The 20,976-nt window shown below is 61.2% G+C and carries 24 protein-coding genes and 2 tRNA genes; 10 read left to right on the forward strand and 16 right to left on the reverse strand.

Annotated features, from left to right (window positions below):
- Positions 1-13: 13 nt before the first annotated feature.
- From ACR3FE_RS21075 to ACR3FE_RS21090, 4 genes are all read right to left on the reverse strand, one after another.
- On the reverse strand, positions 14-2,122 hold the full coding sequence (locus ACR3FE_RS21075) for a hypothetical protein (protein ID WP_458209600.1): 2,109 nt from the start codon (positions 2,120-2,122) through the stop codon (positions 14-16).
- A 9-nt stretch (positions 2,123-2,131) separates the two neighbouring features.
- On the reverse strand, positions 2,132-3,055 hold the full coding sequence (locus tag ACR3FE_RS21080) for a DUF7504 family protein (protein ID WP_458209601.1): 924 nt from the start codon (positions 3,053-3,055) through the stop codon (positions 2,132-2,134).
- A 314-nt stretch (positions 3,056-3,369) separates the two neighbouring features.
- Positions 3,370-4,020, reverse strand: coding sequence for a hypothetical protein (locus tag ACR3FE_RS21085; protein ID WP_458209602.1), 651 nt, complete (start codon positions 4,018-4,020; stop codon positions 3,370-3,372).
- A 219-nt stretch (positions 4,021-4,239) separates the two neighbouring features.
- Positions 4,240-4,324: transfer RNA gene (locus ACR3FE_RS21090), tRNA-Leu, on the reverse strand.
- An 82-nt stretch (positions 4,325-4,406) separates the two neighbouring features.
- Between ACR3FE_RS21090 and ACR3FE_RS21095 the strand changes: the two genes are divergently transcribed.
- From ACR3FE_RS21095 to ACR3FE_RS21110, 4 genes are all read left to right on the forward strand, one after another.
- Positions 4,407-4,826, forward strand: a complete 420-nt coding sequence (locus ACR3FE_RS21095; protein ID WP_458209604.1) for a desampylase — start codon at positions 4,407-4,409, stop codon at positions 4,824-4,826.
- 150 nt (positions 4,827-4,976) lie between these two features.
- Positions 4,977-5,120: a hypothetical protein gene (locus ACR3FE_RS21100; RefSeq protein ID WP_458209605.1), complete on the forward strand. Its 144-nt coding sequence runs from the start codon at positions 4,977-4,979 to the stop codon at positions 5,118-5,120.
- A complete protein-coding gene (locus ACR3FE_RS21105; RefSeq protein WP_458209607.1) occupies positions 5,113-6,792 on the forward strand; it encodes a sodium/proline symporter in 1,680 nt (559 codons plus the stop codon). Before ACR3FE_RS21100 ends, ACR3FE_RS21105 begins: the two co-directional genes overlap by 8 nt.
- Positions 6,782-7,324, forward strand: a complete 543-nt coding sequence (locus ACR3FE_RS21110; protein ID WP_458209608.1) for a hypothetical protein — start codon at positions 6,782-6,784, stop codon at positions 7,322-7,324. The genes ACR3FE_RS21105 and ACR3FE_RS21110 overlap by 11 nt, the downstream gene beginning before the upstream one ends.
- A gap of 46 nt (positions 7,325-7,370) precedes the next feature.
- Here the strand turns inward: ACR3FE_RS21110 and ACR3FE_RS21115 are convergent, their stop codons facing one another.
- Together ACR3FE_RS21115 and ACR3FE_RS21120 are read right to left on the reverse strand one after the other, a co-directional pair.
- Complete coding sequence (locus tag ACR3FE_RS21115; protein WP_458209610.1) at positions 7,371-7,568, reverse strand: DUF7977 family protein; 198 nt, start codon at positions 7,566-7,568, stop codon at positions 7,371-7,373.
- Entirely contained in the window at positions 7,568-8,608 is a 1,041-nt protein-coding gene (locus ACR3FE_RS21120) for a zinc-binding dehydrogenase (protein ID WP_458209612.1), read from the reverse strand. The genes ACR3FE_RS21115 and ACR3FE_RS21120 overlap by 1 nt, the downstream gene beginning before the upstream one ends.
- 84 nt (positions 8,609-8,692) lie before the next feature.
- On the opposite strand from ACR3FE_RS21120, the gene ACR3FE_RS21125 reads away from it, so the two are divergent.
- On the forward strand, positions 8,693-9,313 hold the full coding sequence (locus tag ACR3FE_RS21125; protein ID WP_458209613.1) for a molybdenum cofactor synthesis domain-containing protein: 621 nt from the start codon (positions 8,693-8,695) through the stop codon (positions 9,311-9,313).
- A 51-nt stretch (positions 9,314-9,364) separates the two neighbouring features.
- Here the strand turns inward: ACR3FE_RS21125 and ACR3FE_RS21130 are convergent, their stop codons facing one another.
- The 5 genes from ACR3FE_RS21130 to ACR3FE_RS21150 form a co-directional block, all read right to left on the reverse strand.
- Entirely contained in the window at positions 9,365-10,171 is an 807-nt protein-coding gene (locus ACR3FE_RS21130; protein WP_458209614.1) for a TrmB family transcriptional regulator, read from the reverse strand.
- A 90-nt stretch (positions 10,172-10,261) separates the two neighbouring features.
- Positions 10,262-11,911 carry a DUF255 domain-containing protein gene (locus tag ACR3FE_RS21135; protein WP_458209615.1) on the reverse strand — a complete coding sequence of 550 codons (1,650 nt, stop codon included), beginning with the start codon at positions 11,909-11,911 and terminating at the stop codon, positions 10,262-10,264.
- Positions 11,912-12,110: 199 nt separating this feature from the next.
- Complete coding sequence (locus ACR3FE_RS21140; protein ID WP_458209617.1) at positions 12,111-12,629, reverse strand: peptidylprolyl isomerase; 519 nt, start codon at positions 12,627-12,629, stop codon at positions 12,111-12,113.
- Positions 12,630-12,669: 40 nt separating this feature from the next.
- Positions 12,670-12,930: a DUF8006 family protein gene (locus tag ACR3FE_RS21145; protein ID WP_458209618.1), complete on the reverse strand. Its 261-nt coding sequence runs from the start codon at positions 12,928-12,930 to the stop codon at positions 12,670-12,672.
- A gap of 41 nt (positions 12,931-12,971) precedes the next feature.
- Complete coding sequence (locus tag ACR3FE_RS21150; protein WP_458209619.1) at positions 12,972-13,184, reverse strand: DUF7996 family protein; 213 nt, start codon at positions 13,182-13,184, stop codon at positions 12,972-12,974.
- 108 nt (positions 13,185-13,292) lie between these two features.
- On the opposite strand from ACR3FE_RS21150, the gene ACR3FE_RS21155 reads away from it, so the two are divergent.
- Positions 13,293-13,433, forward strand: a complete 141-nt coding sequence (locus ACR3FE_RS21155; RefSeq protein WP_458209621.1) for a hypothetical protein — start codon at positions 13,293-13,295, stop codon at positions 13,431-13,433.
- Positions 13,434-13,466: 33 nt separating this feature from the next.
- Here ACR3FE_RS21155 and ACR3FE_RS21160 read toward each other — a convergent pair whose 3' ends face one another.
- Entirely contained in the window at positions 13,467-14,786 is a 1,320-nt protein-coding gene (locus ACR3FE_RS21160; protein ID WP_458209622.1) for a cytochrome P450, read from the reverse strand.
- Positions 14,787-14,897: 111 nt separating this feature from the next.
- Between ACR3FE_RS21160 and ACR3FE_RS21165 the strand changes: the two genes are divergently transcribed.
- The 3 genes from ACR3FE_RS21165 to ACR3FE_RS21175 all read left to right on the forward strand — a co-directional run bounded on the left by ACR3FE_RS21165 (position 14,898) and on the right by ACR3FE_RS21175 (position 17,499).
- Positions 14,898-15,272 (forward strand): SHOCT domain-containing protein, encoded by a 375-nt coding sequence (locus ACR3FE_RS21165; protein ID WP_458209623.1) that lies wholly within the window; start codon positions 14,898-14,900, stop codon positions 15,270-15,272.
- A gap of 74 nt (positions 15,273-15,346) precedes the next feature.
- Entirely contained in the window at positions 15,347-15,895 is a 549-nt protein-coding gene (locus tag ACR3FE_RS21170; RefSeq protein WP_458209624.1) for a hypothetical protein, read from the forward strand.
- Positions 15,896-16,083: 188 nt separating this feature from the next.
- Complete coding sequence (locus ACR3FE_RS21175; RefSeq protein WP_458209625.1) at positions 16,084-17,499, forward strand: alpha/beta hydrolase family protein; 1,416 nt, start codon at positions 16,084-16,086, stop codon at positions 17,497-17,499.
- Positions 17,500-17,625: 126 nt separating this feature from the next.
- Here ACR3FE_RS21175 and ACR3FE_RS21180 read toward each other — a convergent pair whose 3' ends face one another.
- The 3 genes from ACR3FE_RS21180 to ACR3FE_RS21190 form a co-directional block, all read right to left on the reverse strand.
- Positions 17,626-18,165 carry a DUF302 domain-containing protein gene (locus ACR3FE_RS21180; protein WP_458209627.1) on the reverse strand — a complete coding sequence of 180 codons (540 nt, stop codon included), beginning with the start codon at positions 18,163-18,165 and terminating at the stop codon, positions 17,626-17,628.
- Between the two features lie 176 nt (positions 18,166-18,341).
- Positions 18,342-18,415, reverse strand: a tRNA-Ile gene (locus ACR3FE_RS21185).
- Positions 18,416-18,450: 35 nt separating this feature from the next.
- Positions 18,451-19,062 carry an FxsA family protein gene (locus ACR3FE_RS21190; RefSeq protein WP_458209628.1) on the reverse strand — a complete coding sequence of 204 codons (612 nt, stop codon included), beginning with the start codon at positions 19,060-19,062 and terminating at the stop codon, positions 18,451-18,453.
- A 250-nt stretch (positions 19,063-19,312) separates the two neighbouring features.
- Here ACR3FE_RS21190 and ACR3FE_RS21195 point away from each other — a divergent pair, with 250 nt between their 5' ends.
- Positions 19,313-19,927, forward strand: coding sequence for a class I SAM-dependent methyltransferase (locus tag ACR3FE_RS21195; RefSeq protein ID WP_458209629.1), 615 nt, complete (start codon positions 19,313-19,315; stop codon positions 19,925-19,927).
- A 9-nt stretch (positions 19,928-19,936) separates the two neighbouring features.
- On the opposite strand, the gene ACR3FE_RS21200 is transcribed toward ACR3FE_RS21195, so the two are convergent.
- On the reverse strand, positions 19,937-20,950 hold the full coding sequence (locus tag ACR3FE_RS21200; protein WP_458209630.1) for a formyltetrahydrofolate deformylase: 1,014 nt from the start codon (positions 20,948-20,950) through the stop codon (positions 19,937-19,939).
- Between the last annotated feature and the right edge of the window lie 26 nt (positions 20,951-20,976).

Genomic DNA, 20,976 nt, shown 5'->3' on the forward strand with positions numbered 1-20,976 from the left:
TCACGGAAGGGCGTTACGAGAGATCCCGAGCGACGTCGATGTCGGACGCCCAGCGCAGTTCTCCATCGTGGATGACCGGCATATCCTCCAGTTCGAGGTATCGCTGGAGTTCCGCACCCGAGACCGTGAACGTCGGGAGGTCGCCACCGGCGAGGAAATACGTCTGTACGCGGTCGAGGAACGGGATAAGGGTCGAGCCTAACGCAGTTCCGTCCGTCGGAAACGACCGCAACCGAATCGCATACTCGTCGTCACCGAGCGATTCGACGAAGATGACGTTGGGAACACCGCTCTCGGGGTGTGCGACCTCGGCACCCCCGTCGCCGACGACGACGTACTGATTGCCGACGAGTCGCTGACCCCGAGCGACGGAGAGTGCCGACCGAAGTGGAAATCCGACGTTGAGAAGCCGGGCGATAGTCTGGCCGATCACCGTCGCGCCAGCGTTCCCGATCTCGCTGTACGTGACGATTCCGCCGATGCTCCCCGCTTCAACGAGTCGTTTTCCGGGGACGTACGACTGACACGCGTTCAGGAGGAACATGTCGACACCGACACTTTCGACGGTTTCCGGGTCGAGCAGACCGTCGGAACAGACGAACGCCCCGTCCTCCACGTGACCGATGTAGTGGAAGAGGTCTACTCGTTCACCCAGTAGTTCTCGGAGCGTTGCCGTCGAGCAGTTCTGTCGCGTCGTCACGTCGAACGGGAGGTCGGTTCGGGTGCCGTACAGCCTGTCGTCCCACTCTGCCCGCATCTTCGAATCGTTGCAGACGATCGTGACCTGGATATCTTCGGTCGACTGTTCGCGCGTCAGACGGTTCTCGAAGCCCGAGCGAAGGAGTTTGTTGCCACCGACCGGTGCGCCCGTCCCGAGCCATGCCGATTCGAGCGTGTCGATGTCCGGTGTTGTGACGTACTCTTCCTCCGGAGCAGGGTTCGTCGAGGGGGTCACGTCCGGATTCACGGCGCGCGTGAACTCTTTTATCCCGGCGACGGTCGACATCGCATCGCCGGTTTCCTGGGCTTCCTCCGCCATCCGGATCAGTGGGAGATCTCGAAGGACGTAGGGAAGGCGTGTTACGTTCTCCGCTTCGTTCGTGACGTGCACCGAGAGTCGCCACGTCGGAAGTGTGTCGGCTATCGTCGAAAACGGCACGTCGAGATACGATTCGAGACGGTTCGGAAGCGGGGCGTCGTAGAGTGCCGCGAAATCGAGATCGACCAGCGGTTCGACCTGCTTTCGTTCGTGGAGATCGAATCGGTACAGACCCTCCGTTCGGGTCACGCAGTCGAGGAACATCGACTGTTTCAGGACGCGTTCGACTTCACCCTCGAATCCACGTTCCGGATGGTCGAGCGAGTGAACCATGTTATCCGTCACGATTCGTGGCGTCGTCCCAGGCGCCAGTGTCGCACCGTGGTAGTAGGCTAGTGAGGTGACGGGGAAGATGGACTCGTACTCGGGTGGTATCTCGATGCGAACGCCAGTCTCGGGAGGGCGCACAGCGTCCGGAACGTGGAGGTCGTCACCGAATTCGACCGTCGGTGGATGTCCCCGAAGCGTGGGAAACGAGCGTTCGGGACTCGTCGTCTTCAGCGCCGACCCGAACGTCGATATCGCTGCCATCACGTCAGTCGGGTCGGGTGTCGTCGTCACCGTGGCCATCGGACGAGAATGAAGCGATCGCGAGCCGACCAGTACCCTCGCCTCGCGGTCGAACGTGAGCGTGAGGCGGTCGTCCGACGTGTCTATTTCGACGGCTGCATCGAGATGGAGATACGTCTTTATCGGCGCCGATAGTTCGATATCGTAGGCTGCGGCAGGCAGTGTCGTCGCAGTCTCGTGGTCGATCACTAATACGGTGTCGCCGTCGGAATCCCGAACGTAAGCCCCGATGAGGAACGGAAGCCGGATCCGTGTCGTCGTGAGACTGGTGACGGCTCCAACCGGTGCGGAAAGCTCGGGGGCTGGAACCGCCTGTAGTTCGATGGGACGTGCGGTTTCGATCGAATACTGGGCGCGTTCGAGTGGGTCGATTATCGTGAGACCCGGACGGTCGTCCCGTACTCGGAACTGGGGCGTCACGCCATCTCCCGTCGGGTCGGATGCGTTACTCATCGTCTGGTCTCAGAGGTCGAACCACTCCGTCGTAAACTCCGTCTCGCGAAGATGCCAACGCTGTTCTGGCCCGGCATCCCCTACTCGGAGTTCGATCACGGCGTCGAACCGCGAGGTGATAGCGCGAACGTACGGTGAGTCACGCGCTATCGGGAGGATGTAGTGGGCCATCCCCGAGACATTCTTGACCGTCTCGCAGATCGTTCCGAGGAACGCATCGACCATCGCCTCGTGGTGCGTCTCGACCAGTGGGCGAAGTGTGTCGAAACAGAAACGAAGCTCCGCCGGGTCGAACCCACCCTGCTCGGTGTCGAGTCTGCGGATGGTCGAAACGATCTCGTCTCGAAAGTCATCGATATCGCCCTCGACGCGCTCGACGGTCGGGCCGACCCGTGCCGATCCACCGGCAGCAGCCGACCGTGAGCCCGTATGATAATCGATGATGTGGGCGTCACCACCGCCCGACTCGGACATCGACAACCGACTCCGGGCTGTCGAGACGCTTCGGTCGTGGAGAGCGAAAACGCGTGTTCGACCGGCGGCCGTCTCACCGAGAAGCGGTGTGCTTGCTGCGTCGACGACCGAGTCGGGAACCGACCCGACGACGAGGATGTTCCCACCGAGTTGCTTGATGCGAGCGAGGCCGGGCTGGATCGTGATCTGCCCATTACCTCGAACGGTCACGTGATGGCCGTAGAGAGAGAATGACAGCCGACCACCTCGGCGTCGGGCACCGTCCTCACGAGGTCTGAACAGTTTGTCGAGTGCTTCCGGATCGATCACGTCGTACAACTGCTCAGGGATATCCGCCGGTTCGACGCCAGCCACGTCCGCGACAGCCACCGTCACCGTCGTGCTGAGTGACCGAGGACTCGAAAGGTCGTGTTGCACGCGGTAAACGCCGTGCTCGTCAGGAGAACCATCCTCGTTCATACACTTTTTGGATATCTGTAATCGATACTCAAAAACCCATCGTCATCTATTTGATATTTCCATGAGGAATTCGGAGATATATCAATGGAGAGGGTCGCAGAGGGTCGGTTACTGATTCGGTCGATGGCGATTCATCTCGAACCTGTGGACGGTCGAATATCGATCAGGTGCTTCGCCGATACCCCACAGCCATCGCATCTCGGTAGATAGTCGTGGCCGTGGCCGTGAATCACTGCCGAGGGAGAACAGCAACGCCGAAAATGATGTTCGAATCGCTTCGTCGGGTTTCTACGAACCCATCGCTCGTGGTCGCGTCAGCCGAGGAGGTTGTTGAGCAGATCCTCCAGGAGACCGCCGAGGAGGTCGAGCAGATCCGACAGACTACCACCGGTCGAGGGATCGAGGAGTCCTGCGACGGCACACAGGAGATTTCCTAACAGCTTCGACTCACCCGTCTCCGCGGTGATGTCCAGGTTCACTTCCTGGAGATCGACCACCAGACCGAGCAAGTCGAGGTGGATCGGCCCGAGGTCGAGGTCGAGGATACTGCACGTCGTCGCTTGCGTGGTCAGATCACCTGTGCTACCCTGCGACAGCGAGATGGGGACTGCGTCGAACGACTGTTTGACGCTCGTCTTCTGCCCACCGTCACCGTACGCGGTTCCCTTCAGGATACCGCTGACTGCCAGTTGTTCTCCTTCTTCGGCGGTTTCGTCGACGACGACCTCCGTGATGGAGACCGTCCCCTCGAACGTCCCGCCCTCGAACGCATCGCCTGCGGATTTCTCCGCCGTATCCGAGAGCGTTCCAGATACGTCTATCTTCTTCAGGAGTTTCGAGGTACTTTCTGCACTCGCACTTCCACTGAGACTCATCGCACCAGTTCCGACTGCACCGGTTGCCGCAAATGCTTTGAGAACTGTCCGTCGGAGCGTTTCTTCGCGGGTTTGGTCTTCTTCAGCCATGGTAGGAACACGCATCACTTATCGTGATGCGATTAACAATTCTTGCAAATATACCTAAAAATAGTGGCCTGTATATGAAATATACTATTTTTCATATGCCGAACACCACATGCTTAATCGAGGTGCATCGGACTACATCCCGTTCGATCCATTCGATGTGTGACCAATCGGCCTCGAATTCGTACGCGATATCCTGCTCACGATGTCGTTCACAGAGAATGCGAGGGATGGGATTCGAACCCATGGACGTCTACACGAGCGGGTCTTAAGCCCGCCGCCGTTGGCCTGGCTTGGCAACCCTCGCTCGTCAGTCGATTGTCGGTACCATCGCAAGTGGGTTTCGATTGGCCTCCTCGCTTATACCATCGGACGACGAAGCCCCTCCCATGCTCGTCCTCTCCCGCGAAGTGTACGACACTCTCGTCAGTCACGCGCGCCGAGGCCGCCCCTCCGAAGTCTGTGGAATCCTCGCAGGAAGACGCGATAGCGACCAGTCCGACGCAGCTCGGGTCGAAGACATCTACCGCACGGAGAACGTCTCGGACACCCCGCAGACGAACTACGAACTCGACCCCGAAGAGCAACTGACGATCATGGAGGAGATCGAAGCGGACGGACAGGACGTCATCGGATTCTATCACTCACACCCCGGCGGGCCGGACACACCGAGCGAAACCGACGCGGCCGATGCGACGTGGGACGACTACTCCTACGTCATCGTCTCACTGAACGGAGCGTACCCGTTCGTCGGGTCGTGGCGCTGGACCAGCGAATCGTTCGAACCCGAGGTCGTCCAGCTCGAGTAGCCGACTGACGGGATAGCTGGCCGACGATAAAGACGAACCCCCATCAAGGTTGAAATTCTGTATCTTTTTCATGCATACTCCGGGATAATTTTCATTAATTTTGTGCCAATTCCCGCAATGTTTATTTTTGGTGATGATTCTTGTAGGACCATGGCAGGCATGAGCACACTCGATTGGGTCGGGTTGGTCGGACCGTACCTCGTATTCTTCGTGATGTTGATCGCGTACTACGTCCTCGAAGGACGGCGCGAAAAACGGCTCCGCGAGGAGTACGAGGAGGACAGCTATGCCTGAGGGACTCGCAGGTGAGGCGGGAATCTGGGTGTTAGGAACGTTCGGCGCGTACCTCCTCGTCCTCATCGGAATCGGGCTCTGGGCGTCGAGGATGATGGACTCGGTCGGCGACTACGTCATCGGCGGGCGGCAGGTCGGCCCGGTCGTCACCGGCTTCTCGGAACGAGCCTCCGAGATGAGCGGGTGGCTCACTCTCGGTGTCCCGGCGAACGCTTACGGTACGGGTATCATGGCGTTCCTGAACGGACTCGGGATGATTCCGGCGGACTTGCTCGCGTGGGCAGGGCTGGCAAAACGCCTGCGGAAGTACACCGAGATCGTGAAATCCGTGACGCTGCCGACGTTCTTCGAGACGCGCTTACAGGACGACACCGGGATGGTGAAAGGTACGTCGGCGGTCGTGTTGATGCTGTTCGAAGGCGGCTACGTCGGTGCACAGATCGTCGCTGCAGGAACGTTGTTGCAGGTGCTCACGGGCGTCGACCCGTGGGTCGGCATCGTCGTCGGCGGGGTCATCGTGGTCGGCTACACGATGCTTGGCGGCTACTTCGCCGTCGCGTGGTCGGACTACTTCCAGGGTGCCATCATCCTCGCCGCGTTCATCGTCCTCCCCATCATCGCGTTCTCGAACTACGGACTCCCGTTCAACGACCTCGCGAGCGTCGGCGGCGGGTCACTGACCAGTATCACGGCAGGGACGACCGGGTGGGCGGCTGCCTTCGGTATCATCAGCTACGCCGCCATCGGACTGGGCGTCCCCGGTAACCCACACATCATGGTTCGGTTCATGGGTATCGACCGAGTGAAGAACGTCCGACTCGCCGCGATGGTCGCACAGTTGTTCATGTTCGTGGCATACATCGGCGCTGCCCTCGTCGGATTGTACGCCATCGTCGTCTTCGGACAGGGTGAACTCGCGCAGGCAGACAACGCGATGCCGCGACTGACGCTCGATCTCCTGCCGGGTGCCATCGCGGGGATCGTCCTCGCGGCGTCCCTCGCGGCCATGATGTCGAGTGCTGACTCACAGCTCCTCGTCGCCACGAGCGCCGTGGTGGAGGACGTGTATCACGGCTTCTTCAACAAACAAGCGACCGAAGACCAACTGGTGCGGTACTCTCGCTACGTGACGCTCGCACTCGGCGGCGCGAGCATCCTCTTCGCGTACACCGCGAAAGGGACGCCCATCTACACGCTCGTTCTCGACTACGCCTGGGGTGGTCTCGGCGCGGCCATCGGGCCGACACTCATCGCGGCGCTGTGGTGGAAGCGCGTCACGGCGAAAGGCTCCGTCGCCAGCATGATCGTCGGAGCGACGACGATGGTCATCTGGACGCAACTCGGAACCATCCTCGACACGGTCGGGATGATGCCGTCCGAACAGGCGTCGCCATTCTTCTACAACCTCGTCGGTGTCTATGGCCTGTTCCCGGCGTTCATCCTCTCGGCTATCACCTTGATCAGCGTCTCACTCGTGACGCGACCACCGTCTGGTGTGGACGACCACTTCGACGTGTTCGACAAACCGCTGTCGGCGGTGACCAGGGAACCCGGAAGCGGAACGCCGAGCTACGTGACCGACGGGGGTGAGGATATCTCTCCCAAAGCCGTGACCGAAGCCGACAACATCCGCGCTCACGTCCAAGAATCCGGCTACTGGGATGACGAATAAACTTGTTGGCGAGAGACATGAGCGTTCGGAACTGGCCGTCATCCCGCCCGCGATTCCGCGCGAGGAGTTCGGAGACGGGGGGATCGAAGTTCGACGGGCCGAAGATGAGGGGGTCGAAGACGGTCGAGTCGGCAATGGGCGGGTCGGCGCGGTTGCGTACCCCTACCGAATCTTCGAGGTGGTGGTGACGATGACGCGACCGTTCCTTAGCAACCGCACCGATCGGTTCGTCGCCAGCGTCGACCGCTCTCGTCGCCTTGCGGTTCGAGCAGATGCGTTTCCTGACGTCGAGACGCGAGCCATCGAGGACGTGCTGGTACTTCCCGAGGAGCTGTCGGGCGAGCAGTCCCGCGCGAAAGCACGAGAATCGGTGTTCCAGTGGACGCTCCGACGCTACTCGCTGAACGACGCGCCGGATATCGAGTTCGTGCGCGAAATCGACGCCTACAAACTATTCTGGATAGTCGAGCGCCCAGAAGGAGATGTTATCGTGGACAGTCTGAGGGGAGACGAAGACCCCTTGCACGACTGACCGCAAACGATCTCGAATTCAACGAGTGCGATTCGGGACGCTCGACCTACGCCCGTCGCTGCGCAGACCACACCGCCGTCGCGCCGAGCAAGATCGCGGGCAAGAGCGGCAACACGAGGTACGAGAACTTGAACGGGAGCGCAGGCGGTCGAAGGTAGATGAGCAGTGGCGCGACGACAAACGCGAACAGCATCACACCGACCAGTATCCACCCGCTTCGGCCGAACTCCCTTTCGTCAGTCATCACAACTCGCTATCGGGTTTCACGACGACTTTCCCGAAGCCCTCGCGGTTCTCCAGCATCTCGTGCGCGCGTGCCGTCTCGCTCATCGGCAGTACCTCTCGGATGGCCGGTTCGAACGTGCCATCCCAGACGAGTTCCATCACGTCGTCGACCTCGCCGTAACTCGCCATCGTCGAACCGATGACCGAAAGCTGGTTCCAGAAGATGCGATTGATGTCGGTTTCGGGGTTTCCACCCGTGGTCGCTCCGCAGGTGAGCACTCGACCACCCTTGGCGAGACTCTTCAGGGAGTCTTGCCACGTCGCCGCGCCGATGTGGTCGACGACGACATCGACGCCGCGTTTGCCCGTCAGCTCTCGGATCTGCTGGACGAAGTCCTCGTCCTCGTAGTCGATGACGTGGTCGGCTCCGAGTTCGCGGGCGTGGTCCAGTTTCGCCTGACTACTGCCCGTGGCGTACACCGTCGCTCCGGCGTAGTCCGCGATCTGGACGGCGGCGTGACCGACGCCCCCGGAAGCACCGAGCACGAGGACGTGTTCGCCGGGGGTCACCTCACCGCGCGTGAGGAGCATCCGCCACGCGGTCTGGAAGACGAGCGGGGCCGCCGCCGCGGTCTCCCACGAGACGCCCTCGGGAACCGGAATGAGGTTGTCCTCGGGAACCGCCGCGAGTTCGCTGTGGACGCCGCGGACGTGCTCGCCGATGATGTGGAATTTAACGCACATCGAATGTTGGCCGTGGCGGCAGTACTCGCATTTCCCGCAACTGACACCTGCCGCGAGGGCGACTCGGTCACCAGGTTCGAAGCGCGTCACTCCCTCGCCGACTTCCATGACCTCACCCGCCCCGTCGCTGCCGGGGATGTGTGGCATATCGAGCGAGATGCCGGGCAAACCCTTGCGCGTCCACACGTCGAGGTGGTTCAACGCGCCCGCCTTGACATCGACGAGAACCTCGTCGCGTTCGGGTTCTGGGTCGGGGAACTCCCCGTATTCGATAACCTCCGTCCCGCCGTGTTCCGTGAACTGGACGGCTTGCATAGTCGTGTATTGGGGGGAGGGAGTAAAACTGTGTTCAAGTCGGGTTCGCGTGGACTTTTGGGCTGGCGAGTCGAACGTGAAAGCATGACCGACCACACTCACGACGAAGAACACCAATACGAAGATAAACACGACCACGAAGGCGAGCATAGCCACGGAAATGAGCACGACCACGACGAACACAGTCACGGAGACGAACACGACCATCCCGACCACCACGCCCACGACGTGGATGAACTCGGGTTCGGTATCGTCACCGTCTCCTCCTCGCGCTCGCTGGACGACGACGCAGCGGGCGACGCCATCTGCGAACTGGTCGAGGACGAGGGACACGACATGGTGACGCGAGTGCTCGTCTCGGACGACTACGACTCCGTTCAGAAGACCGTAGACAACCACATCGGGCGCAACGACGTGGATGTCGTCGTGACGACCGGTGGGACAGGGGTCACCCCCGACGACGTGACCATCGAGGCGATCCGACCGTTACTCGAAAAGGAGCTACCGGGCTTCGGCGAACTGTTCCGCACCCTCTCCTACGACGAGATCGGAACCAAGGTCGTCGGGACGCGCGCGACGGCAGGCGTCGTCGATGGCGTCGTCGTCTGCTGTCTCCCTGGTAGTGAGAACGCGGTTCGTCTCGGAACGGAAGATATCCTCCTGAAAGAAGCGGGCCATCTCGTCGGTCTCAGTGGGCGCGATTAGAGGCGAGGGTTCAGGCAAGTGACTCCGGAGGGCGGTTCTAGCGGGCTCAACTCAGAGTCGAAGCGGTTCCGCCGACTCCCAGCGCGAGGTGAACTGACTGTTGACGTTCGTGGCGAACTCGGGGTCTTTGAGGTCGATGAGGGCGAACGCCTCGCCGGGCGTGAGTGGGTTCGCCACCTCGATACAGACCTCCACATCGTCGATGAGATTGAACGTCCCTTCCAGATCCGGCGTCGTCCGCACCGAGAACTGTGGATGGTCGGAGAGCGTGGAGGCGTAGCGTTCGCCGACACTCGGCGGAAGCGTCCGAACGAGTTCCGGTGACATGAGCACCGACACCTCCACGTCGCGTTCGAGCGCGTCTTCGAGATGCCTGCTCACCGTCTCGCCGACGTTACCGATGTCGAACGTGGGCGACACCCGTCCGGCGACCATGACGATACGCTCTTCCGCGGCGTCCAACCGTTCGACCAGCAGTTCGAGCGATTCGTCCGGCCCGACCGCCGCCGTCCAGAAGCCCTCCTCTATCGGCGGTTCGGCGGTGTCGAGTTCGGTGCTCAGGTCGTCGACGATGTCTTCGTACTGCTCCGCTTTCGCACTCAACTCGTCAAGTTTGTCGTCCAGCAGCCGGTCGAGCGCGGTTCCCGGTTCGACGGCGATGTACTTCTTCGGTCGACTCGCACTCTGACTTCGGACGAGGTTCTGCGTCTCCAAGTTGTTGAGCACGTCGTAGATTCGCCCCATCGGCACCTCGCTCGCTCGCGAGAGTTCTTTGGCCGTCGTCGGCCCGGTGTTCAAGAGCGCCCGATACGCCCGTGCTTCGTATTCGGAGAGACCGAGGTCGCGGAGACTTGGCATGTCTGTTGACATTACACCGACTGTATAAAAACGCTACGTGCGTTGTCGGCTCGTTTAAATAATTGGATGATTTTATCAGAATCTCTAACGTCAGAAGAAGTCGTTTGCGAGTTCACTAAGTTCTGCAGGGGTGCATGCGGATTCAGACTTCATTTCATCAGATACGAGACATGCGGTTCCGGATTCGTATTCGCTCGCGTCCGGAATAACGACTTTCTCGTGATCTGCGATGCGAAGTGCGGCCCGATGGAGGTCAGACCCCGGCGGCGTGGCGACGGGAATCTGCAAGGGTGGTCGCGTGAGTCGGGATGCGGCAGTGGCGTAGCCTGCGACTTGCACCCCGATTCTATCCGCAGCACCCGCGAAGGCACCGATCGCGTCACGAGCCGTATCCTCGTAGGACGAATCGCCGGACAGGATGGACAGATCGACCAGTGCATCTGCGAGTGCCGCATTCCCGTCGATGGGACGAAGCGGTCGGTCAAGTAGTCCCGATCCTTCCATCGGCCCGTCCACGAACGTGCCATCGTCCTGCTGGAGCGTCTCGATGGCGTGGTCGGCGACGGTTCGGGCGGTATCGAGGTACTCGCCGCCGAGCACCTGTGCCGCAGTGACGAACGCCTGCGTGACGTGTGCGTGGTCGGCGAGCAAGCCGCGTTCGACGTTGTTGGCATCCACTTCCGTATCGTCGCCCGTCCGGTAGTGGACGACCGCACCGTCTTCCACTAGCGATTCGAGAAAGTCGAGCGTTCGCTCCGCATATCGGCGGGTACGTTCGTCGTCGGTGTACGCGGTGTACGTGAGGAGGGCATCGGCAGCGAGCGCGTTCCAGTCCGCAAAGGAGGTGAAATCGACGGCAGGAGCGTCCGAACTCTCCCGGTCGCTCGCGTCACTCTCGTAGTAGTTCTCGCCCGGTTGCTGGCTTCCGCCGAACGACTCGTCCTGCCAGAGCGTCGTCGTCAGGTACTCGATGGTCTTCTCGGCGGGGTCGCGGTAACGTTCCTCGCCCGTGTACAGGTAGGCGTTCGCGTAGGCGCGCACGAGCGCGGCGTTCGAGTCGAGCATCTTCTCGTGGTGGACGTCGCGCCAGTCGCGGGTGCCAGCGTAGCGGAAGAACCCACCCTCGTAGTCGTCGAAGAGGTTCGCCGTGATCGGCGAGAGGGTAGCGAGTGCTCGCTCCCGGTCGCGTTTCAACGCGAACTCGATGGTTCGAGGGAGTGGGAACTTCGCGTCGTCGCCCCACCCACCGTGGGTCGCGTCGAACCGGTCTTCGACCTGCCCGACCAGCAGACGCTCTATCTCCTCGCTCACCTCGCCAGCGGGGGGATTCTGGTCGCGGACGTTTCGCGGAACCTGTGCCGCGTCCCGGCCCTGGTGTTTCCAGAGGTCACGCACCTGCCCGATGACCTGTCGCATGGTGTCCGAGTCGAGGAAAGTCGCCCCCGTCAGATGTTCACCCTCCGGCGTGAGGAAGACGGTCGACGGGAATCCACCCATGTTGTATCGCTCCCGAACGCGGGGCTGGCGGTCGATGTCGACTCGAACCGGGACGAACGAGTCGTTGACGTTTGCCGCCAGCGTTGGCACCGAGTAGGTCGTCTCATCCATCTCGTGACACCACGAACACCACCGCGCCGAGAGCGAGAGGAGGACGGGCTTTTCTGCATCTTGGGCTTCCTCGAAGGCCGCCTCACCCCACTCCCGCCATTCGATCTTCGTCCGTTCCGCAGACTCGTCCATAGTCGGGGTTTGGGGTGGATGGGGAAGTGGTTTCGGAATCGCGTATCTGGGAGTTAGTATCGGGAATGTCGAAACAGACGGTGGTGAGAACGTTATCTGAGAGCAGCAGTCGTAACGTCGGTTAGTCATGATCGACTCTGGCCGAGTATCGGCAGTCGTCAAAAGATGAAAATATCTCCACTACTCCGCGACTCGTCACTTACTGGTGAACGTCGACGGATTCGAGCACCACGTCGTCGAGCGGTTTGTCCTGCGGGTTCGTGTCGACGGAACCGATCTCCTTGACGACGTCCATCCCGTCGATGACTTCGCCGAAGACGGCGTGTTTGTTGTCGAGGTGTGGCGTGGCGTCGAGCGTGATGAAGAACTGCGAACCGTTGGTGTTCGGGCCGGAGTTCGCCATCGAGAGGATGCCCTCGCTGTCGTGGGTGAGTTCGGGGTGGAACTCGTCGTCGAACTGGTAGCCGGGGCCACCGCGTCCGGTGCCGGTCGGGTCGCCACCCTGGATCATGAAGCCCTCGATGACGCGGTGGAAGAGCACGTCGTCGTAGAGCGGTTCGTCGGTATTTCGCTCGCCCGACTGTGGGTCGGTCCACTCTCGGTCGCCCGTCGCCAGTCCGACGAAGTTCTGGACGGTACGCGGTGCGCGCTCGTCGAACAGTCGAACCTCGATGTCGCCGTGATTCGTGTGAAGCGTGGCTGTCAGATCGTCTGCCATAGCTGAAAACTCTCGCTCCAGGGAAAAAAGACGTTCTATCTTATCTGCTCGCGGTCGTGTACAGCAGCGGCGCGATGACCAGCAGCGCGACGCCGAGATAGGCGAAATGCGGCGGTGCGCCCATCGACACGACGAGCATGAACAGGATGCCGAACATGATGGCGTTCAGTGACAGTACCTTCCTGGATTTCAGTGGGATGGCACCCAGCAACGAAAGGGCGAACAGGACGAAGACCGCCTGTCCCACGTTGTATTTGATGAGGAAGTCGTCGACGAGTGGGAGTGGGACGAACTCGATCATTCTTGTCCGACAGTCGGAGTGAGTTCTCCTTTAAACTTCCGCTATGCCCCGCCCGACCCCGTCAACTCTAGCGGTCTGACCCAGATGTACCAGATGATTACAGCAGCCGTGAAGTATCCCGTGTAGAAGACGGCAGAGCCGACGAGACCGTAGCCCATCTCGGTCAACACGTACTTCGCCATCCCCGGAACGATGACGCCAAGCGCCAGCGCCAGCCCGAATCGAACCTTCCCGGCGGCGTTCTGCGTACTCATACCAGCGGCTATGGACTCCACCGGGGTGAATCGCTCGGTTCGTCCTGACGACCTCGCTCGAACTATCAGACCACAAAGTATTTGCGCGGTTCGTCGCACTCGACGGACATGAATCGCGAGAGAACGTTGGCGGGTGGAATCGTCGTCGTCGTGGCAGCGGCTCTGCTCGCCGCCGCAGTGGTTCCCGGCGCGATCGCGGACACGCCCTCCGCGACGTACGCACCAGCTACCTCCGCCTCGAAGAGGTGACTATCGCACCCGACGAGGTGTCTGGCAGCTAGACTAACGAGACCGAATCGTCATCTCGACCGGATTCTCGGGGTGGACGGTGACCAGCGGAACGAGGTCGAGCGGGGCGTCGGAGACGAGGTCGAACTCGAACTGTCGTCCGAGCGTCGCCAACACGAGCTTCGCCTCGCGCATGGCGAACCCGTCGCCGATACATTTGCGCGGGCCACCACCGAACGGGAAGTACGCGAAGTCGGGGATTTCGCGGCGGAACTCGTCCGTCCATCGCTCCGGGCGGAACTCCCACGGGTCGTCGAAGAATCGCTCGTCGTGGTGGACGACCCACTGTGGCGTGGCGACGACGGTTTCGGCGGGGATGCGGAAGCCTGCGAGTTCGTCCGCTTTCTTGGCCTGTCGATAGACGACGTAAGCCGGGGGGTAGAGGCGCATCGCCTCCATCACGACCTTTTCAAGGTAGTCGAGTTTCGCGAGGTCGGCGAAGGTCGGCGACCCGTCGAGTACCGAATCGAGTTCGTCGTGGAATCGCCGTTCTTTCTCGGGATGTTTCGAGAGGAGGTACCACGAGTAAGTGAGCGTCAGGGCGGTGGTGTCGTGGCCCGCCAGCAACATCGTCATCATCTCGTTGCGAACCTGTCCGTCGTCGAGTTCGCCGTCGTCGCGGCGTTCGAGGAGCATCCCGAGCAGGTCGCCTTCGTCCCCGCGATGCTCGTGTTGCCTGCGGATGTCGCGCAGGATTCGTTCCAGTTTCTCGACCGAGCGTCTGTAGCGCACGTTTCGGGGCGTCGGCACCTCCTCGGGAACGAACCCCTGTGGACCGGGTTGGAATCGCTCGCCGACGTCGAGCAAAGCTTCGCGGGCGATGCGTTCCATCCCATCGAGTCGGGCGCCGAGGAGGGTCTCGACCACGATTCGAAGGGTGAGTTCTGACATCTCGCGGTGGATGTCCACGTGTTCGCCATCGTGCCACGACGCGGCCAGTTCCTCTGTATCGCGGACGATGACCTCGGCGTATTCGTTCAGTTTGTCGCCGTAGAAGGCCGGTTGCATCACCTTCCGCTGGCGCTGCCAGTGTTCGCCGTCACTCGTCAGCAGCCCGTCGCCGAGCAAGCCCCCCAAACCCTCGTCGCCACCCAGACTCGGTTTGCTGTAGTTCGTGGCGTTCGTCACGAGGACGCGCTTTATTGCCTCCGGGTCGGTGACCTGATACACCTCCTGATTGTACACGTCGATTCGGGCGACGTCGCCGTACTCCTCGGCGACGTGCTCCATGAACCCCAGCGGGTCGTCTGCGTACTGGAGACTCGAACCCAGAAACGGCACCCCCTCCGGCCCAGATGGCACTCGATTTGTCATATCGTGGTATTCGTCCGCACACCGTAAGTACTCCTCGCCCAACCAGTAACCGGCCACGAACAACTGCGCAGCAGTGACAGAGTTTTTATCACTCGCAGGAAAGCTTCGAGTATGGGCGACACGTCACAGACGCTGGCCGAGCAGATCCCAGGGGTCGTCGCGCTCCTCGTCCTCGGTGCTGGTCTCACTGCGCTGTTTCTCGGTTACGACTGGTTCTGGATGGTGTTCATCCTCGGGTTCGCCGTCGTCTTACCCATCATCGCGATCGTCTCGGAGGCACTGTTCAGGAAGGAAGGCGAACGGAAAGTCGAGGTAAGCGATGAAGAGACGGACGACCAGCAGGACGCACTGGACACGCTTCGAGACAGATACGCTCGGGGGGAGATCGACGAAGCGGAGTTCGAGCGCCGGGTCGACATGCTGCTGGAGAACGAAACCGTCGAAGACGTGAAAGCGCGGCGAGAGCGGAAAGAAATGGAAAAATAATCCGAGCTACGACCGACGGTCGAGAGCGGACGAGCGAACAGAAAGCATATGTTTTCCAATTGTCATTCGTTTTTATGAAACGACGTGCTCTGTTGGCTCAGGGAACAGTCCTCCTCCCTGTCGCACTCTCCGGTTGTCTCGACTCGGGAAACTCGACCGGTGACAGCACTACAAAAACGACCACGAAGACACCCACATCGACAACGACGATGCGACCGGGAAGCGAGAACCTCCTCCTGCTGAACGACGATTCTACAACGCACACCATCAGCGTCGCTGTGTCTCCGAATGCGGACGAACAGAACACGCTCGTCGATTCGACGTACGAGGTTCCGAGCCAGTACATTCTGGAATTCACCGACCTGCTCGAACACGGTACAGAATACCTGTTCGAAGCCACAGTCTCGCAGGGTACGTCGGTTTCAGACACATTGACTGCAAAGGGGTGTGGCGGCGACCAGCACAGTTCGAGTGGCGACCGTTCGATAGTCATCTGGTTGCAGAACGACGAACCGGACGTCCTGTACAAGGAGTGTGACGTGCGGTTCCCATCGAAGTACACGCGCAGTTCGGCAGCGCAGTACGAGGTTTCGGGGACGATGACCACATCTTCCGACTCATGACCTGATACCTTCCGACTCGTAGTCTGAACGACCGGTTTCGGCCTCTCGCTCGGCACCGCTGAGGGAACAGAACCAACCAGAGTGGCGGAAACTGAGCGAAGTTTCTTCTGGGTGTCCGACGCGACGGTCGTCTCCGAACGTCGAGAAATCCGACGACCTATGGAAATCAACGTCGAAGCAAAGTACCGATGACCGACCATCTGACGACGCCACTGGTACACAAGTTCATGGTCTCGCCAGCGGGTATCGTATTCAATACGCGGCTGTTCGAACGAGTAAAGACCAGATCCGTGCCGGGAGAGTTCCGGGTCGCGCGAGCGCGTGCCGTCGCGGACGTGACCGCCGACGATGGAGTCGATGCGTTCGTTCGAAGACTCGGAATCGACGCCGATGAGGGACTTCGAGAGCGAGTCGAAGACGCACTGACGGCTCATCGTCATCATCGACGCGAGTACGAGGCGGTGAACGACGAGTGGAACGCCGTCTTCTGGGGTGGCGAAGGAGTGCCGATGGACGAACGAGTCGAACTCGAAGGTGAGCGTCGAGAAGTGAGCGAGACGTGGGCGACCCCGACGAGCACCTTTCGATTCCTCACGAGACGCGCGGCGTTCAGTCCGGTCGAGTACGCGATTCCGTCTCCGGAGGACACGATCGCTACGTGGCACGACGAACTCGAATCGCCCGAGAGAGTCTACGCTGCACCGGCGAGGCAGCCGACGGTCGAATCCTCCGACACGATGCTCGGCCCGGAGACGACCGAGTATCTCGTCCGGTTTCCATCGCCATCGCCGTACACCGACGACCGCGCGTACGCGAGGGTGTACGAACCGGCAGAACACGACGAGTCAGCAGACCACGATGGCCCACTGCCGACGCTGATCTACGGAAGCGGACTCGGGATGATGTACGACCAGTTGAGCTACTGGCCCGAAGAGGAGTACGTCGGACGCTCGCTCGCCCCATCCGGGTTTCGCGTCGTTCTCCTCGAATCGCCGTGGCACGGGCGTCGAGAGACCCCTGGCCAATACAGTGGCGAACCCTATCTACGTTCGATGCCGGTGACGCTGTTCCAGTTGTACGCCGCCCAGGCCCGGGAGATCGCGGTGCTCACCGACTGGGCGCGCGAGCAGGGTTCACCCACCGTCGGTATCGGTGGCGTCAGTCTCGGTGGTATCGTCACGCTGTTCGTCGCCGGGCACAGCGACCAGTGGCCCGAACGGTATCGACCCGACGCCGCGTTTCCGGTCGCCATGTCGGCGAATATCGACGAACTGGTTCTCGGAAGTTCGATCGTCGAGTTACTGGATGGGAACGACGCCCTCCGAGATGCCGGGTGGGACGCCGGGACGCTCCACGAGTTGGCACCCCTCCTTCGACCGCCGGAGACGCCGGGAATCGCACCCGAGAACGTCTATCCGTTCGGTGGCCTCCGGGACGAGATGACTGACTACGAATCGGCCAGCGAGTTGTTCGACAGGTGGGGTGTCCCGGCGGGCAATCGAACCGTGTGGGACTGCGGGCACTTCGGGACCCTCCTCCGGGTGATCCGGAAAGACGACTACCAGAAGCGAGTCGCTTCCGTGCTGTCGGATGGAGGGTTCTGAGATGGAGAACGAACAGCCGGAGTGGCGCGAACTGCTGAAACACATCCTGACGGGCGTGGCAGTGCTCACGTTCGTCTGGCTGGTGCGAAGGCTTCAGGGCGAGCGAAACGGATGACGTGAGTCAGCCTAGCTGCTTCCCCCACCACCAGCACGACCTTCGGCGAGTGCGCGGAGCACCTGTGCAACCCCCCTAAGCTGTTGGCGTCGGCCCTCGATACCGTGGCGTTCTGCGAGAAACTGCGGGTCGTTGTAGGTCACGTTCACCCGGTCGCCATCCTGCCAGACGAGCATCTTCTGCGGAAGGTCGATACCGATCGTTCTGCTCGCCTGCATCAGCGGCGTGCCGACCTGTGGATTGCCGAAGATGAACAGCGTCGTCGGCGGAAGGTCGAGATCGACGGAACTGGCGTTCTCGGCGTGGTCGATCGCCGTGACGAGAGTCAGCCCCTCGGTGTTCTCGATACCTCGCTCGATCCGCTCGACGGTCGCCTCGAAATCCTGCTCGCTCTCGACCGTCACGAGACCGTTTTCGCCGCCCGTTTCGGTGCCGGTCGTCGTTGTCGTCGTCTCTTGCGCCCCAGAGGGTGCGGCGAGTGCACTGCCGCCGAGAAGGGCGCTGGCGAGTCGCAGCATCGTTCGTCGGTCGTGTGTCGAGTCTATCGGCATGACATCCCAGTCGACAAGAGATGGCTTTGTTATTCACCGCTCACGGAGCGGAACTCTACGGGGACTCCAGAATACTCGTAGTAATCTCGGATTATTCGGGAGAAAGACATCGCTGTAGAAGTTCGAAACCGCAAGATTAGGTGGCTGGGGAGTTGTCCTCGGCCCCCATTGAAAGGTGGGCCAACGCGGATTTGAACCGCGGACCTCCCGGTTATCAGCCGAGCGCTCAACCTAACTGAGCTATTGGCCCAATTGAGCGCATTTACCCGTTGCCGGTTGTGAGTTTTAAGGGTTTCCTTTCTCGTCTGTATCGTCGTCGAAGTCGATGTCGTACGCGTCCGAATCCACCCGGTAGGTGTCCTCACTCGAACCGCTGGAACCGGTCGAACCGTCGGATCCGCCGGAGGTGTCGAACCCGCCAGACGCGTCGAAGCCACCGGAACCGCCGGAGTTACCAGACCCGCCAACGTCGCCGGGGTTCGGGAACCCAAATGTGTAGACGTTCCCCGAGGCGAACCCGCCGGTCTGTTTGTCGATGTAGGGCGTGATGACCCACCGCTTGGTCACGGCTCGGAAACCGGCCCGCGTCACGGGGAACGCGAGCAGGAAGCCGAGCGTGTCGGTGATCAGTCCGGGTGTGAGCAAGAACGCACCCGCGACGAGCAGGAACCCACCGTCGATGATGCGGTCGGTGGGGATGTTCCCCTGTGCGAGGTCGGACTGGATCTTTCGGAGGGTATGCCGCCCTTCCGCGCGAACCAGAAGCATTCCAACGAGCGCGGTCAACACGACGAGTGCGACCGTGAGTTGCCAGCCGATCTTTCCGGCCACGAAGACGAGAAACAACCCGTCGGCTAACGGAATCAACAACAGCAGCGCCAGCAGCCGTTTCCACATGCCCGAACGTAGTGGTTCATGCTGTAAAACGCTTTACCTGCTGCGTCGGTGAGGAGAAAATCGAATCGTGGGGTTCGTCGTTGGCACTGATGGCGGGTGAAGATGTGGTAGTATATTCCAGTAGATACCAGTACGATCCACCGCTCTCGTCGTACCCTCGCGAGACCAACCATCACACTGCTCTCCTCGGGCGAAAGTTTATATCAGAAACTGAACCACCAGATGACACGAGGAGTTCGAGACGACGCACATGCCACACGACCGAAACGACGTTCGTCACGCATACGACCAGATGGGTGACGACTACGACGACGAGCGAAACCAGGCCGACGACGACGTCGACCTACTGGAAGAATTCTGCGAATACCTCCCCCAAGACGCCCGTGTGCTTGACGCCGGATGCGGTGCCGGGCGTCCCATCGCAGAACGACTGACCGCCGACTACGACCTCGTCGGTCTCGACTTCGCGCGCGAACAGGTGCGCCGTGTCCGTGCGAACGTGCCCGAAGGGCGCTTCTGTCAGGGAGATATGACCGCGCTGGCACTCGCAGACGAATCGTTCGATGGCGTCTGTGCGTATCACTCGATCATCCACGTCCCCACCGACGAGCATCTGGATGTGGCTCACGAGTTCCACCGCGCCTTGCGATCGGGCGGCAACCTCTTGCTCACGGTCGGGTCGGCAGCGTGGGAAGGGTCGAACGACGACTGGCTCGGAACCGGGGTCGAGATGCACTGGAGCATCCTCGGCCCGGACGAGAGCGAGGCCATCCTCGAAGACGCTGGATTCGAGGTCCTTTGGCGACGGATCGTGAACGACGAGATGGGTGGAGACGCCTGTTTCGTCCTCGCACGGAAACCCTGAACCAGATCCCTAATCGTCGGACTCACCGAGAACGAGGGGTTCGTCGACAGGGCCGTCAGGCGTCACCTCGTCGAGTTCCGACGGCATGCCGAGGCGATACCCGTCACCGCCTCGGTCACCGTCACTGCGACCAGCACTATCGCGGTCATCGCCACCTCGGTCACCGCGACCAGCACCATCGCGGAGTTCGGTACGACCGCGGCGAATCGTCACGTCGTCGTTGAGGTGCATGCGCACGGCTTCGAGCAGTGCGTCCGCCTCCAGCGGTTGGCCACGCTCGCGCATCTCTTCGACGCTTCCGTCCTCGGGAACGTTGAAGACGCGCTGGGTGAGGATCGGCCCCTGATCCAGATCGGTCGTCACGTAGTGGGCGGTGACGCCCGCTACACGAACACCAGCCTCCTTCGCCTGTCGGTAGGCTTTCGCGCCGGGGAACGCCGGGAGCAGACTTGGATGGACGTTGATGATGCGCCCTTCGTAGCGGAAGACCACCTTCGGACTGAGGATGCGCATGAATCTCGCGAGGACGACGAGGTCGATGTCGTAGTCGTCGAGCAGGGAGAGCAACTGCGTTTCGTCGTGGATGCCCTTCTCGTCGCCCACGTCGTGGAAGGGGATTCCATGACGCTCCGCGAGAGGACGAAGGTCGTCGTGGTTGCCGATGACGACGCCGATCTCGGCATCGAGGTCACCACGCGCATCGAGGAGGTGACGCAGGCAGTGTGACTCCTTCGTGACGAGGACGGCGACCTGTCGGGTGTCACGCTCCGCCGGGAAGCGGACTCGCACGTCGACACCGAGATCGTCAGCGAGGGCCGCGAGGTCACGCCGAAGCCGGTGTTCGCTCACCGCCATCTGGCTCGTATCGACGTGCATCGTCATCCGGAAGATGCCGTCACGAACCGCCTGATCGACGTCTTCGATGTTGATGTCGCGTTCGAAGAGGAGGGTCGTGACGCGGGCGACGAGTCCGGTATCGTCGGTACCGACGACGGTGATCTCGGTAAGCGTGCGGGGATTCATCGTCTCACCTGTCGCAGACGGGGACG

This window comes from Haladaptatus rarus (genome assembly GCF_054177585.1).